Source organism: Opitutaceae bacterium (genome assembly GCA_041395105.1).
GTDB lineage: Bacteria > Verrucomicrobiota > Verrucomicrobiia > Opitutales > Opitutaceae > B12-G4.
Genome location: JAWLBB010000001.1, coordinates 74146 through 86961, shown reverse-complemented (window position 1 = coordinate 86961; position 12816 = coordinate 74146). Strand labels below are relative to the sequence as shown.

The window sequence follows — 12816 nt, the reverse complement described above, 5'->3', positions numbered from 1 at the left end:
TTTTCCGATGGTGTTGCCTCGGTCGATCGTTTTCGTATCCATTTGGGTCCTCCTCGCCGCTTCCGGCGGGGCGCAGCGGCTTCCGGTCGAAGGTCGCCGGGGCATGGTGGTGGCGGCCGATGCCCTGGCCTCGCAAGTCGGGGTGGACATCCTGCGACAGGGCGGCAACGCCGTGGATGCGGCGGTCGGAGTCGGCTTTGCGCTGGCCGTGACTTTCCCGATCGCCGGCAATCTAGGCGGAGGCGGTTTCATGGTGATCCGGATGGCCGACGGAAGTTCCACCGCGATTGATTTCCGGGAGGTCGCCCCGGCGGCCGCGGGACGTGATCTTTACCTTGATGAGGATGGCCAGGTCATTCCCATGGCGTCCCTCTACGGTTACCGGGCGGCCGGGGTTCCCGGAACCGTGGCCGGTCTCCTGCTGGCGCTCGAAAAGTACGGGCGTCTGGACCGGTCCGTTGTCCTCGAGCCGGCGCGACGACTGGCCGCGGAGGGTTTTGTCATGTCCGGGGCGATGGCCGCGAAGCTGCGGACCCACGCCGAGGCTCTCGGGCAGTTTCCCGAAACGCGCCGGATTTTCCTGCGCGACGGTTTGTATTGGAATGCGGGTGACCGTTTTGTGCAGAGTGATCTCGCCGCGACGATCGAGCGCATTCAGCAATCCGGACGGGAAGGGTTTTATGCCGGCGAGACCGCCCGGTTGATCGCGGAGTCAATGACGGCGAATGGTGGACTCATCACCCGGGAGGATCTCGCCGCCTATCGTCCGGTCGAGCGCGCACCGCTGCGCGGCCGTTACCGCGGTCTGGAAATCCTCACCATGCCGCCTCCGAGTTCGGGCGGGATCTGTCTGCTGCAGATGCTCCAGATGGTCGAGCCCCACGACCTCGGCGCACTCGGCTTCGGCGGATCGGAAACGATTCATCTGATGACGGAGGCGATGCGCCGGGCCTTTCGCGACCGAGCCCAGTTTCCCGGCGATCCCGCCTTTGTCGATGTTCCGGTTGACGGGTTGGTTTCCCGGGATTACGCCGTCGACCGGATGGCCGATTTCGAACCGGAGCGTGCCACGAAGAGCGAGGCCGTCTCCCCCGGCCGGCCCGTCGGCTACGAATCGCCCGAAACCACCCATTTCTCGATCGTGGACGAAGAAGGTGGTGCGGTGTCGACCACCTACACGCTGAACCGGCAATACGGCTGCAATGTGACCGTCCCCGGAACGGGGGTTCTGCTGAACAACGAGATGGATGACTTCACCTCAAAGCCGGGGATAACCAATTCCTTCGGGTTGATTCAGGGGGAGGCCAATGCCATTGCCGGGGGAAAGCGGCCGCTCTCCTCGATGACACCGTCGATTGTCCTACGGGACAATGAGCTTTTCATGGTTCTGGGCAGTCCGGGGGGGCCAAAGATCATCAATATCGTCTTCCAGGTCCTGGTCAACGTGGTCGACCACGGCATGAATATCCAGCAGGCGGTCGATCTTCCCCGGTTCCATCATCAATGGATGCCCGACGAGATCCGCTTCGAGCCTTTTGCGTTGGCTCCCGATGTTGCTCGGGCCCTTGAGGCCCGGGGTCACCGCTTGTCTCCGTTCGTTGATGATCCTCCCCGTGACAAGCGGTATTGGGGTGACGCCGCGGCCATCCTTGTCGATCCCGCCACGGGAACCCGCCAGGGGGCGGCCGACCCGAGGAATCCGCGTTCGATGGCAGTCGGCTATTGATCCAGCGGGGTGATCCTGACGGGGTCGCCGATCCCGGGCTGCAGATGATTGAAGGCGTTGCCGCGGTTGATCGCCACGATGGTGTCTCCGTCCGCCGTGGGGAAGGCAATCCACGCCCCGACGGGCACGTCTGAAAAGGTGGTCCCGAAGCGGACAGTCACAGAGGTTTCTCCAATCGTAAGCCGGAAGTCGTCTCCGGGACTGATCGAGAGCCGGCGGAAGTCGCGGTCGTTGAAATTGATGAAAACGTTGCCGTGGGTCGACGTGATCCTGATGACCCGGCCGATGCCGGTCCCGTTCTCAAGGACGACTTCCGAAACCTCCGGGACGTGTTCGACGGTGATGTCCCGGTCGGGATCGATCATGCCGGTGCTGATCCAGGCCACGAGTGCGTCCAGGGCGATCAATCGCTCGTCCTCGTTGAGGTTGACGTGCCCATCGCGATCAACCGTCCAGAGAACGGGCCTGACCGAGGCATCGGCGGCGGCGGCCACATAGTCGAGCGGATCCGCCATCTCGGACCGGTTGGATACAAACAGCAGCGGGATCCTGGGACGATGGCTCAGGGAGAGGGGTTGTCCGGGATCGGTGACACCCAGGGCCGCGCCGAGGGCGAGGGCGCCGTGAAATCGATCCTGATGGGACTCGGCAAGGTGGGTGACGATCGCTCCGCCCATCGATTGTCCTTCCAGCACAACCATGGCGAGGGGGCCCTGGTCCTCCTCGATCCGGTCCCGCAGATTCAGTAGATCGGTCATCGCGTCTTCGACGATCATCCCGTTTCGTCGGTAGGCGCTCATGGCGATGATCCACCCATTGTCGAGGAATCGACGATGGGCGGTGTTCTCGAGTTCCAGTTCCGCGACAAGCGGTTCTTCCACAGGGCGGAAACCATGGGCATGAATCAGGACGTTGCCGTTGATCCGGGCGGGAATCGCGATCTGATAGGGCGCCCCGTCAAGGACTCCGTCGATGACTGTAAAATCGTCCGCAGCCGGGTGGAGAATGGGTGGAAGCAGGAGCGGAAGAATCAGCACAAGCGTTCTCACGGTGGACAGGCGTAGAACCGAATTCCTTTACAGGCGAGAATTGTCTGCGTTAATGACGGTTTTCCAATCAGCGACTATGCGCAGCGATACCACAGCGCCCACCTATGCGGACCTGGCGCGTCCCGAGGCCCTCAGCCAGCCCTTTTACGAGCCGGGCAAGCCGATCGACGACGTCGCTCGCGAGCTGGGTCTGGACCCGGCCACCGTGATCAAGCTGGCCTCGAACGAGAATCCGCTGGGTCCTTCACCGGCGGCGGTCGAAGCGGGCCGGCGCGCTCTCGAGAAAATCCGCCTCTATCCCGATGGCGGCGGCTGCGCGCTGCGGGACCGGTTGGCCGAACTGCATGGTCTTGGCACGGATCAGTTCATCCTGGGCAACGGTTCCAATGAGATCTTTGAACTGCTCGGCCACGTTTTTCTCCAACCCGGGGATGAAGTCGTTTCGGGGTGGCCGGCCTTTGTTGTCTGCAAGCTGGTCACGCTTCTCTTTGGCGCCCGACCGGTCGAGGTGCCCCTGGTTGACCACCGGCATGACCTTGCGCGGCTGGCGGCGGCGGTGACCGAGCGGACCAGGCTGGTTTACCTGCCCAGCCCGAACAACCCCACCGGAACGGCCAATTCCCAGGCGGAGATCGAGGCCTTTGTCCGCGATCTGCCGGAGTCCGTGGTCTTCATCTTTGACGAAGCCTATGCGGAGTATCTGGAGAACCCGCCCGACCTGCGCCCGCTGATTGCCGCGGGCCGCAAGGTGATCGGCACCCGGACCTTTTCCAAGATCCACGGACTCGCCGGACTCCGCGTGGGGTATGGCTACGCCGCCCCGGAACTCATTGCCCTGCTCAATCGGGTCCGCCAGCCGTTCAATCTGAACGCCGTCGCCCAGGCGGCTGCCATCGCGGCCATCGGCGACCGCGCGCATGTCGAGCGTTGCCGCCGATCGAACGCGGATGGATTGCGGTTCCTCGCCGCCGGTTTGACCCGACTCGGGCTGGAGTTCATCCCGAGCGTCGCCAACTTCATCACTGTAAGGGTGGGGGATGGGGCCGGCGTTTTCCGGGCTCTCCAGGCCGCCGGGGTGATCGTCCGTCCAATGGCCGGATACGGGATGGGGGAGTGGATTCGTGTCTCGGTGGGGACTCTCCCGGAGAATCAGAGGTTTCTCGACGAATTGGCAGGATTGACCCGCCGGACCGGGACGGGTAGCCTGACCTCCGGTCGATTGCCATTGTGAACCTGTCGCTCTCCGAAATACTGACCACCTTTCTGGTTGTGGTCGCCCTCCTCGCGTTGAACGCGCTGTTTGTGGCGACCGAGTTCAGTCTGGTCAAACTGCGATTCACCCGGTTCGGGACCGATGCCCTCGACCGTGCCCGCAAGAACCCGATGGTCGCCAGGATGCTCGATGAAATGGGTACCACGCTCAAGGTGGTCCGACTCGGCGTGACGGTTTGCACGATCGGCCTTGGTTTTGTCCTTCTGCCGCTCACCCTCCATCTTCTTGGATCCCTGGATGCGCCCCTGGGCCGGTGGGAAGTGCGCGGCGCCTTCGTCATCAGTTTCGTTGTAGCGGTCGCCCTGCATTTTGTGCTCGGCGAACTCGTTCCCCGGACCATCGCCCTCCAGTATCCGGTTCAGGCCCTCCGGCTGACGACCTGGCCGGTCCGGATCACCGCATTCTTTGTCGCGCCGTTTCTGATGGTGTTGGGTCTGGCCTCGAATCTCGTCCTGCGGATCCTCGGCCAGACTTCCCGGCTCGATTTGAACCTTATCGATGTCGAGGCCCAGATCCGCTCCGAGATCAGCGATGGTGAAGCGATGCCGGCGTTGGCCGAGAAGATGCTCCAGAACGTTCTCGAGCTGAGACGTCGCGTGGCTCAGGACATCCTGCTTCCCCGCAACCAGATTCAGTTCATCGATCTCGAGGACGATCCGGCGGAGAATATCGCGCTGACCAGGAGAACGGGTCACACCCGTTTTCCCCTTTGCGAGGGCGATCTCGATCACTGCATCGGCCTTGTGCACATCAAGGATATCTTCCGTGCCTCGCGACCGGACAAGCTGGTCGATCTGCGTTCGGTGCGGCGCGAGATCCTCAGGTTCCCGGCCGATGAGCCCCTGGAGATCGTTCTCCAGCGTTTCCTCCGACAGAAGAGTCACTTCGCCCTGGTGACCGACGAATTCGGCGGCACGGTCGGCGCGATCACTCTTGAAGACATCCTCGAGGAACTGGTCGGCGAAATTCAGGACGAGTTTGATCGTGAGGAATCCCTCATTCAGGTGCTGGGGGACGATCGGTTTCAGGTGGACGGCCTGGCTCCGGTCCATGATGTCAGTGATATTCTGGATATCCCGATCGATGCCGAGGATGTTTCGACCTTCGGTGGATTGATCACCTCCGAACTCGGCCGGATTCCCCTGGCCAACGAAACGGTCGTCCTGGGGAGGCTGCAGATCCTGGTGCGGGAGGTGGACGAACGCCGGGTTCTGAGCACCGAGGTCACCGTGCTGCCGTCTCCCGAAGCGATGGAGGACGGGCTCGGGGTCAGTTGATCGGTTGCGGCGGACATTCCAGGTGCCGGGGACTCTGTATCTTGCTTGCGGGTGCACGAGAGACATGCCCCGAGCCCGTCGAGTGGCTTTGCTTCCCGGCCGACCTGTCGGAGTCGATCGGTTGATCCTCTCCCGCCGGGCGGACCGAGCGCTTGAAAGGGGCCGGGATTTCTCCGGTCGCTGCGGGCATAGGTAAAATACCCCACGGGATGGGGGAATCCACTAGGGCTCAATCGAGGCCACCCTGCCTGACCTTCTCTTGTCAGCAGGCTTTTTTACAAATAGATTCGGGAAGTCGGGAAAGCTCCCGAAATCGACTTTTTCATGATGGCGCGGCTGCAGAATCGACGGTTTTTCCTTCCTGTCCTCGCAGGTGTGGTCCTGTCTGCCGTTTTCTCGACCCCCAGGGCAGCGGCGATGCCCTTCGCCGCAGTGGGTGAAAATATCCATGTCTATCTGCTCGGCGGCCTTTCGGTTCGTTACGATGACAACCTTTATTTGTCACGGTTGAATACGCAGAGCGACATCGTCACCACGGTGACTGCGGGCGTCCAGATGGAGTTTGGCAGTCCCGATACCCGGAACAGCGCCAATGTCATGTTCCGCAAGAACTACGTTTTCTACAACAGCCGGTCGGAGAACAACACCGACAATATGGCGTTCTCGGGCAGTGCGACTCTGGCCGGGGCACAGAGTTCGGTCACCGTCGCGGCCTCGGTCACCCCGTCGGAATACAATTCCCGCGACGCCATCGGCCTGGGTCGGCTGGTCAAGAGCACGAACTACACCGCATCGATCGACGGTACCTACGCCCTGACCGGCAAGACCCGGCTGAGTGGAGGTATCACCTACAGCACGACCGAATACAGCACCGACGGTTATTCGAATCAATCGTCAATCACGGTGCCGGTCCGCGTGATGTATGAGGTAACGGCCAAGACGGATGTCCGGGCCGGTTACACTTACCGGGCTACCATGATCAGTGGCTTTGAGGATCAGGACTCGGTCGACCACACGGTCTCAATCGGGACGTCCCGGGAGATCACGCCGACTCTCTCAGGCGATATCGAGGTGGGCCTGACCAACCGGCAACTGGCCAATGGTGAAAGCGGCACGATCATTCCGGTCAACGGTGTCCTCACCTGGGTGGCCACTCCCCGGATGATCTATTCGGCGATCGCCCGCCGCGATTTCGGCAACTCGGCCATTGCCGGTACTTCCTATCTGCAGACTCTGGTCGGACTGAACATGAGTTATGGCTTTGCCGAGCGTTGGAACGCCGCGGCGGGCCTTAGCTACGAGATCGCGGATTATGTGGATTCGGCGCGGGTCGACAATTATTGGACCGGGAATATCGACGTCAGTTATTCCCCGAATCAATTCATGTCGATGTCAGCCGGGTATATCTTCCGGATGAACACGTCGACCCTGCAGTTGGCGGAATTCGACAGCAACGTCGTGTCTTTCTCGGTCAATGCCCGTTATTGAGAGACAGAGGACGGCTCGGCTTTCCGGTTCCCAATGTGTAGGAGAGGCTTTACGCCTCGATTGGGATGGTTGGTCGAGGCGCAAGACCTCTGGCATGCGACACGCGGGCGTCGGTCGCACTCACCGAACCTGATTCCCTCGGCCGGCGGCGCGGCGCAGACGGTCATTAATGGCTCGCCCCAAGTCAGCCTCGTCCGTCATGGGCTCTGCCTCAATTGAACCAAATCCGGCCCGGTCGAGGTCGCGGAGCATCGAGAAAAGCCTTCGCGCAACTTCGCGTGGATCACCGTCTTCCGATAGCCAGAATATGTTGGGCCGTGCATCTCCTGGTTTTTGGATGCAAAGCGCGGCCACATCAGTCGGAAGATTCATGAGTTCCTCGGACGCAAATGGCCGGGTCCTCAGCACCAGCGGTGTGCCTGGACTGTAGTGACGATCCAGAAGGCCGGGGGCGATGAGCCCTTGGGTTTCGGAAGGGGAGGCGACCGCGAATGGCCCCTTCTGGATCGGCCCGAGCACCGCGCGTATCTGATCCTCGGATACAGCGCCGGGTCTCAGTATTCTGGGAAGCGACCCAGTGACCAGATCGAGGATGGTGGACTCGATGCCGATCCGACAGGGTCCGCCCTCGAGGATAAAACCAATCCGGTCTCCCAATTGGGCGGCCACATGGGCGCTGGTGGTCGGGCTGATGTAGCCGAAAGGATTGGCACTCGGGGCGGCCAGAGGTATCCGGGCGGCCGCGATCAGTTTTTGGAAGACCTGATGGGCCGGAATCCGGACCGCCACCGTCTCCAAACCGGAGGTCACCAGGGAGGGAACCTTCGGGCGTTTCTTGAGGATGAGGGTCAGCGGGCCGGGCCAGAAAGCCTCGGCGAGGGTTCGGGTCAGAGGGTCCGGCACCGCCACTTCCCCGAGCATGTCCAGATCCGAGAGGTGAACGATCAACGGATCGTGAGCCGGCCGGCCTTTGGCTTCAAAGATCGCGGCGCAGGCTTCCGCACTCAGGGCGTTTCCGGCCAGACCGTAGACTGTTTCCGTCGGTACAGCAACAAGACGATCCGCCAGCAACGCCTTGGCCAGGCGTTCGATGTTCGCCGGAGAATCGTCGAGGATTTCAGCCACGGTCGTGCGCTGCCACCGCCGGAAGGCGGCCGGCGACCGGACTACTGCATCAGCAGCATGTTCCGAGCCTGCTTGATTACCCGCGTGATGTGACGCTGCTGCTTGGCGTTCAGCCCCGTGAGTTTTCGGGGAAGAATCTTGCCGGTATCCGTCACGTAGCGGCCGAAGAGCTGAACGTGTTGAAGGTTCATCTCCTGGGGAGTCATGCTCTTCCCTTTGGGCGTGTCGCTTGTTTCAGTCATGTTGAAAAGGGGACACGAATTCACCTATTCCGATCCGCTTGTCAACCCTCTTGCCGTCAGAACCCGGGAAATCCATGATCCGGATCCGGTCTTCTCCGTTCGTTTCGGGCCGAATCGGCCGTGAAACCCGCTGTCTCCTGCCCTTCATCCCTTCCCTTTCTCAAGAATTGCCCTTCCGGAGTCGTTCCTTCCTACCAGATGTCCTCATCCAGTCACGGCACACTGGCCCGTTGGTACCTGTCCCTCTCCCGTCACCTCGATGCCGGACTTTCCCTCGTTCAGGGCATTCGGACGATCGAGGGTCCTCCCCGGCGGGACCGGGAACGTCTGGCCGACAATCTTGCTTCGGGCAACGGGCTCGACTCCGTCCTCGGGGCCGCTCCTTCCTGGCTTTCGGAAACCGATCGCCAGTTGATCTCCGCGGGTCACGGCTCGGGCAACCTCCCGGAAATCCTGCGACAACTGGCCGGTCAACACCAATCCAAGCAAAGGGCGATCCGGGCGGTGATCGGAGCCTGCGTTTACCCGCTCTTTGTCCTCCATTTCGCGGTGCTGGTGCTTCCGGCCGGACAATTGATGACCGGAAGCCCGGTCGATTACTTCCGCTCGGTCTTCAACCTTCTTGTTCCCCTCTGGGCGGTGATCACCCTCCTGGTCATAGGAGTCCGCGCGCGGATCCGCATTCTCGAGGGATTGGGCGACTGGCTGCCGGGAATCCGGGGCTACCGACGCTACGGGGCTTTTCGCGACATCTGTCTGGTCCTTCGTGCTTTTCTGAGTGCAGGTTGCCGGCTGGACGAGGCCTGGTATGGGGCTTGTGCGGCCACCGGCCGCCGTCGCTATATTGCGGCGGGAGTGCGCTGTGCCGCCACCGTCCAGGCAGGATCGCCTCCGTCGAGTGTTCTGGGTGAGCTCGGGCTCTTTCCCCCCGAATTTGTCGAGGTCTACCGCACCGGCGAGGAGACCGGCAAACTCGAGGAATCGCTTCGTTACCTTCAGGATGAATACGAGCACAAGGCGGCCGGCTCCCTGGCCTCGGCTGCTTTCTGGTATCCCAAGCTGCTCTTTCTGATCGTCGCCCTCTTCATGGCGTGGCAGGTCCTTCAGTTTTATGCCGGCTACTTTCAATCCATCGAAGAGATGATGGAATAGCGGGAAACGGCCGGATCCGTTCCCGAGATTCGCCTTGCCGGTCTCTTGACGGTAAAGTAGTCATGCAGGCAATGGCACGGGTCACCCTGAGCGACGTCGCCGCAGTCGTCGGCTATTCGAAGAACACGGTATCCCTGGCGCTGCGGGGCGATGCCCAGATACCGGTTGCCACCCGCGAGAAAATCCAGGCTGCAGCCGAGAATCTCGGTTACCAGCCCAATGCCGTCATCTCCCATCTGATGGCGCAACTCCGGGCCAGCCAGACCCCCCGGTTCCAGGCCAAACTGGCATTGGTGAATGCCAATCTGGATCCGAAGGCGTTCAGCGACCACCCGACCATCCCCGTCTACGTCGAAGGCTGCCGGCGCCGGGCGGCGAAGCTGGGCTACAGTTTCGACTCTTTCTGGATGCATGATCCCGAGCTGAAGGCGTCGAGTTGGATCCGGATTCTGCGGGCTCGGGGAATCAAGGGAATTGTGGTCGTCGGGTTGATGGACCGCAATCGGTTGCCGGCGCACCTGAAACCGGTCTGGGAGGCGTTCCCGACCGTGGTGACAGGCGTCCGGACCCGTGATCCGTCCCTCTCCTTCAGTTGTGTCGACCATCACAATCTCTCGCTCGCCGCCTTTGAGAAAGCCCTCGAACTGGGTTATCGGCGACCGGCCCTGGTTCTGGACGAGATCATTGACCGGCTGGTGGAATGCCGGTTTTCCGCGGGCATCCTTATCGGACAGGAATCCCTGCCCAAGAGACGGCGGGTTCCCGCCTTCACCGCCTTTGATGAAGCCGGCGCCGATCCGTCGGTCTTCTACCGGTGGCTCGACCATCACCAGCCCGATGTGGTCTTCACTCTCTACAACCAGGTGCTTCACTGGCTCGAAGATCGCCCGATGCGGATTCCTGAGGATATCGGACTGATCCAGCTGGAGTGGCGGGCCGCCCGACCGGAAATTGCGGGCATGCACCAGCACAATGACGTCGCGGGCGAAGCGGCGGTCGACATGGTCATCAGTCAGATCCACAACAACGAATCCGGTATTCCGGATTTTCCCCGGGCCACCCTTATTGGCGCCAATTGGAAGCACGGGAAGACCGTTCGGGACCGCCATGGTGACGGAGTGCGGCGGGCCGAGGTTGTGGTGCGATCCGCCCCGACATCGAATGATCGCCCGGGGGACGCAGAACGGTAAAGCCGCAAAGCTGTTTCCCGCCCCGCGGGACCCGCCATTCTGACCCGATGAAGCCTCCTCGCCTGGAGAGCTCCACTTCGCCCTCCCCGGCGCCGCCGGCATGACCCAATCCCCCCCCGATGACTGAATCCACCCCCTCCGTTCAGAAGCCGCGACCGGAGAAAGCGCCGATCTCCGTCTTTGTCATTCTCTGTTCGATCTGGAGTGGACTCGTCATCACCGAGGGCATCTCGGCCAGTATCCTTCCGCTGACGATCAAGGGTTTTACCAACGATCCCTTTGTCATCGGCCTGATCCTTGCCCTGAATCCGTTTTTCGGATTCATCGCCCAGCCGCTGGTCGGCATCCTGGGGGATCGCATCTGGACGCCGCTCGGGCGAAGGGCCTTCTTTCTCATCGTCGGTGCGCCGATGGTCGCGTTCTGCCTGGTCCTGATCCCCGAAACCCGGATTTTCTGGTTCTTCGTGGTTCTGGTTGTGATTTACCAGTTCTCCCAGGACATCCTATGGGGGTCGGATCATCCCCTGCTGGCCGATCTGGTGCCACCGCGGCAGCGCATTCTGGCCAACGCCCTCATCCTGACCTCCTCGCAGGTGGTCAGCTTCTTTTTCCTGAAGAAAGGGATGGGCTGGCTCCTGGCGGTCGCCGGCGACGATCTCGGGGCCGAAATCCTCTACTACATCGCCGCCTTCGCCCAGGTCCTCCTCGTGGCCGGTGCGGCCTTTTTTCTCAAGGAAAAGCGTCCCGAAGTGAGCGAACGGCCGCGACTGACCCCGCTGCGCTACTTCAAGGATTTCTTCGGCGACCGGATCCTGAGAAAATTCGGATTTCCTGCCTTCTTCCAGGCCTTCTTCTTCAGCGTGATCACCACCTTTGTGGTTCTCTTCGCCGTCGAGTCCGTCGGCCTCACCACTTCCGATTTCGGCAACAGCTGGAGTATCCTTCCCCTGCTTTCGCTCTTTCTCGCCATCCCGATGGGGCTGGCGGTGGAAAAGTACCTGCCCAAGCAATGGGCCCTGGTCGCCGGCTATGGGTTGGGCCTGGCCGGATGCGCCTTCGGCTACTTCGCGGCCGACGGGAATGATCTGACCATACTCGCCGTGGCCTTTGGCTTCGGGATGCTCATCTGCAACCTGACCCAGAAACCCTTCTTCACCGAGTTCATCCCAAGGGACATCATCGGGCAGGTGGCGGGCACCTACAATATCTGCTTCGCCGTCGGACGCACATTGGCGGCGGCCGGAGGAGGCTACCTGATCAAGCTGCTCGGCAACGACTACCGGATGATCTTTCCCATCGCCTTTGGCGCCGGGGTCACCGCCACCGTTCTCGCCATGACCCTGAGGGATCCGCGCTTCCAGGCCGAACGCCTGGCCCGGAAAGCAGCCACGGCCAGAGTGGGCTGAGTTCCTGCCGGGTGCCTCCAGCCGTTCCCGGTCGGAGAGAATCGACCGGATGGAGAACGAGGTCATGCCGCAGTCCGCTGTATCGGTCTGTTCGCAGAACCCTACGTAGCAGGCTACGTTTGGTTTTCTCCCTCAAAACCCTACGGTCTATACTACGTATTGTTTTCGTCCGTCAACCCTTCTGGCCGTAATAGGCACCGGGGCCGTGCTTGCGCTTGAAGTGCTTGTTCAGCAGCTCGGGCTCGATCTCGGTCAGGTCGGGCGCAAGCTGGAGGGACATCCGGGCCAGGTCGGCGCAGCATTCGGCCGCCACCGCCACCTCGACCGCCTTGGCCACGGTCGGTCCCCAGGTGAAGGGGCCGTGACGGTTGACCAGCACGGCCGGCCGGTCGAGTGGATCGATGTCCTTGAAACGCTCGAGAATGACATTGCCCGTCTCCCACTCGTAGGCGCCGGAGATCTCCTCCGCCGTCATCTTCCGGGTAACCGGGATCTCCCCGTAGAAATAGTCGGCGTGGGTCGTCCCGAAGATGGGCACGGCGCGTCCGGCCTGGGCGAAGGCGGTGGCGCCGGAGGAATGGGTGTGAACCACTCCGCCGATCGAGTCGAACCCGAGGTAGAGGCGGCGGTGGGTCGGGGTGTCGGAGGACGGATTCATCGTGCCCTCGACCACCTTGCCATCCAGATCGACCAGGACCATGTCCCCGACCTTGAGCACGTCGTAGTCGACCCCGCTCGGCTTGATCGCAAAGATGCCGCGTTTTCGATCAAGCGCGCTGGCATTGCCGAAGGTCAGGTTGATCAGCCCCAGCCTGGGCAGGAGCAGGTTGGCTTCGAAGGCTTCGCGTTTCAGTTCTTCAAGCATGGCGGGTGAGAGGGTGGTTCGTC

11 protein-coding genes are annotated in these 12816 nt (G+C 61.8%); 7 read left to right on the top strand and 4 right to left on the bottom strand.

The features are described from left to right. Positions 1-7 precede the first annotated feature (7 nt). On the top strand, positions 8-1726 hold the full coding sequence (gene ggt / locus R3F07_00360) for a gamma-glutamyltransferase (GenBank protein ID MEZ5274811.1): 1719 nt from the start codon (positions 8-10) through the stop codon (positions 1724-1726). Here the strand turns inward: ggt and R3F07_00355 are convergent. Then, a complete protein-coding gene (locus R3F07_00355) occupies positions 1720-2775 on the bottom strand; it encodes an SAM hydroxide adenosyltransferase (protein ID MEZ5274810.1) in 1056 nt (351 codons plus the stop codon). The genes ggt and R3F07_00355 overlap by 7 nt on opposite strands. Before the next feature lie 76 nt (positions 2776-2851). Here R3F07_00355 and hisC point away from each other — a divergent pair, with 76 nt between their 5' ends. From hisC to R3F07_00340, 3 genes are all read left to right on the top strand, one after another. After that, complete coding sequence (gene hisC / locus R3F07_00350; protein ID MEZ5274809.1) at positions 2852-4006, top strand: histidinol-phosphate transaminase; 1155 nt, start codon at positions 2852-2854, stop codon at positions 4004-4006. Beyond that, on the top strand, positions 4003-5325 hold the full coding sequence (locus R3F07_00345; GenBank protein MEZ5274808.1) for a hemolysin family protein: 1323 nt from the start codon (positions 4003-4005) through the stop codon (positions 5323-5325). The genes hisC and R3F07_00345 overlap by 4 nt, the downstream gene beginning before the upstream one ends. Positions 5326-5649: 324 nt before the next feature. Beyond that, on the top strand, positions 5650-6813 hold the full coding sequence (locus tag R3F07_00340; GenBank protein MEZ5274807.1) for an outer membrane beta-barrel protein: 1164 nt from the start codon (positions 5650-5652) through the stop codon (positions 6811-6813). Positions 6814-6933: 120 nt separating this feature from the next. Here the strand turns inward: R3F07_00340 and R3F07_00335 are convergent, their stop codons facing one another. Both R3F07_00335 and rpsR read right to left on the bottom strand, forming a co-directional pair. Next, positions 6934-7938, bottom strand: a complete 1005-nt coding sequence (locus tag R3F07_00335; GenBank protein MEZ5274806.1) for an L-threonylcarbamoyladenylate synthase — start codon at positions 7936-7938, stop codon at positions 6934-6936. 41 nt (positions 7939-7979) lie between these two features. Further along, positions 7980-8180, bottom strand: a complete 201-nt coding sequence (gene rpsR / locus R3F07_00330) for a 30S ribosomal protein S18 (GenBank protein MEZ5274805.1) — start codon at positions 8178-8180, stop codon at positions 7980-7982. 198 nt (positions 8181-8378) lie between these two features. On the opposite strand from rpsR, the gene R3F07_00325 reads away from it, so the two are divergent. The 3 genes from R3F07_00325 to R3F07_00315 all read left to right on the top strand — a co-directional run bounded on the left by R3F07_00325 (position 8379) and on the right by R3F07_00315 (position 11928). Further along, positions 8379-9332, top strand: a complete 954-nt coding sequence (locus tag R3F07_00325) for a type II secretion system F family protein (GenBank protein MEZ5274804.1) — start codon at positions 8379-8381, stop codon at positions 9330-9332. A gap of 62 nt (positions 9333-9394) precedes the next feature. Further along, the gene (locus tag R3F07_00320; GenBank protein MEZ5274803.1) at positions 9395-10522 is read left to right on the top strand and encodes a LacI family DNA-binding transcriptional regulator; all 1128 of its coding nucleotides are present in this window, start codon (positions 9395-9397) and stop codon (positions 10520-10522) included. Positions 10523-10641: 119 nt separating this feature from the next. Then, positions 10642-11928: an MFS transporter gene (locus tag R3F07_00315; GenBank protein ID MEZ5274802.1), complete on the top strand. Its 1287-nt coding sequence runs from the start codon at positions 10642-10644 to the stop codon at positions 11926-11928. A 172-nt stretch (positions 11929-12100) separates the two neighbouring features. On the opposite strand, the gene araD is transcribed toward R3F07_00315, so the two are convergent. Beyond that, positions 12101-12793, bottom strand: a complete 693-nt coding sequence (gene araD / locus R3F07_00310; protein ID MEZ5274801.1) for an L-ribulose-5-phosphate 4-epimerase AraD — start codon at positions 12791-12793, stop codon at positions 12101-12103. Positions 12794-12816: the final 23 nt, after the last annotated feature.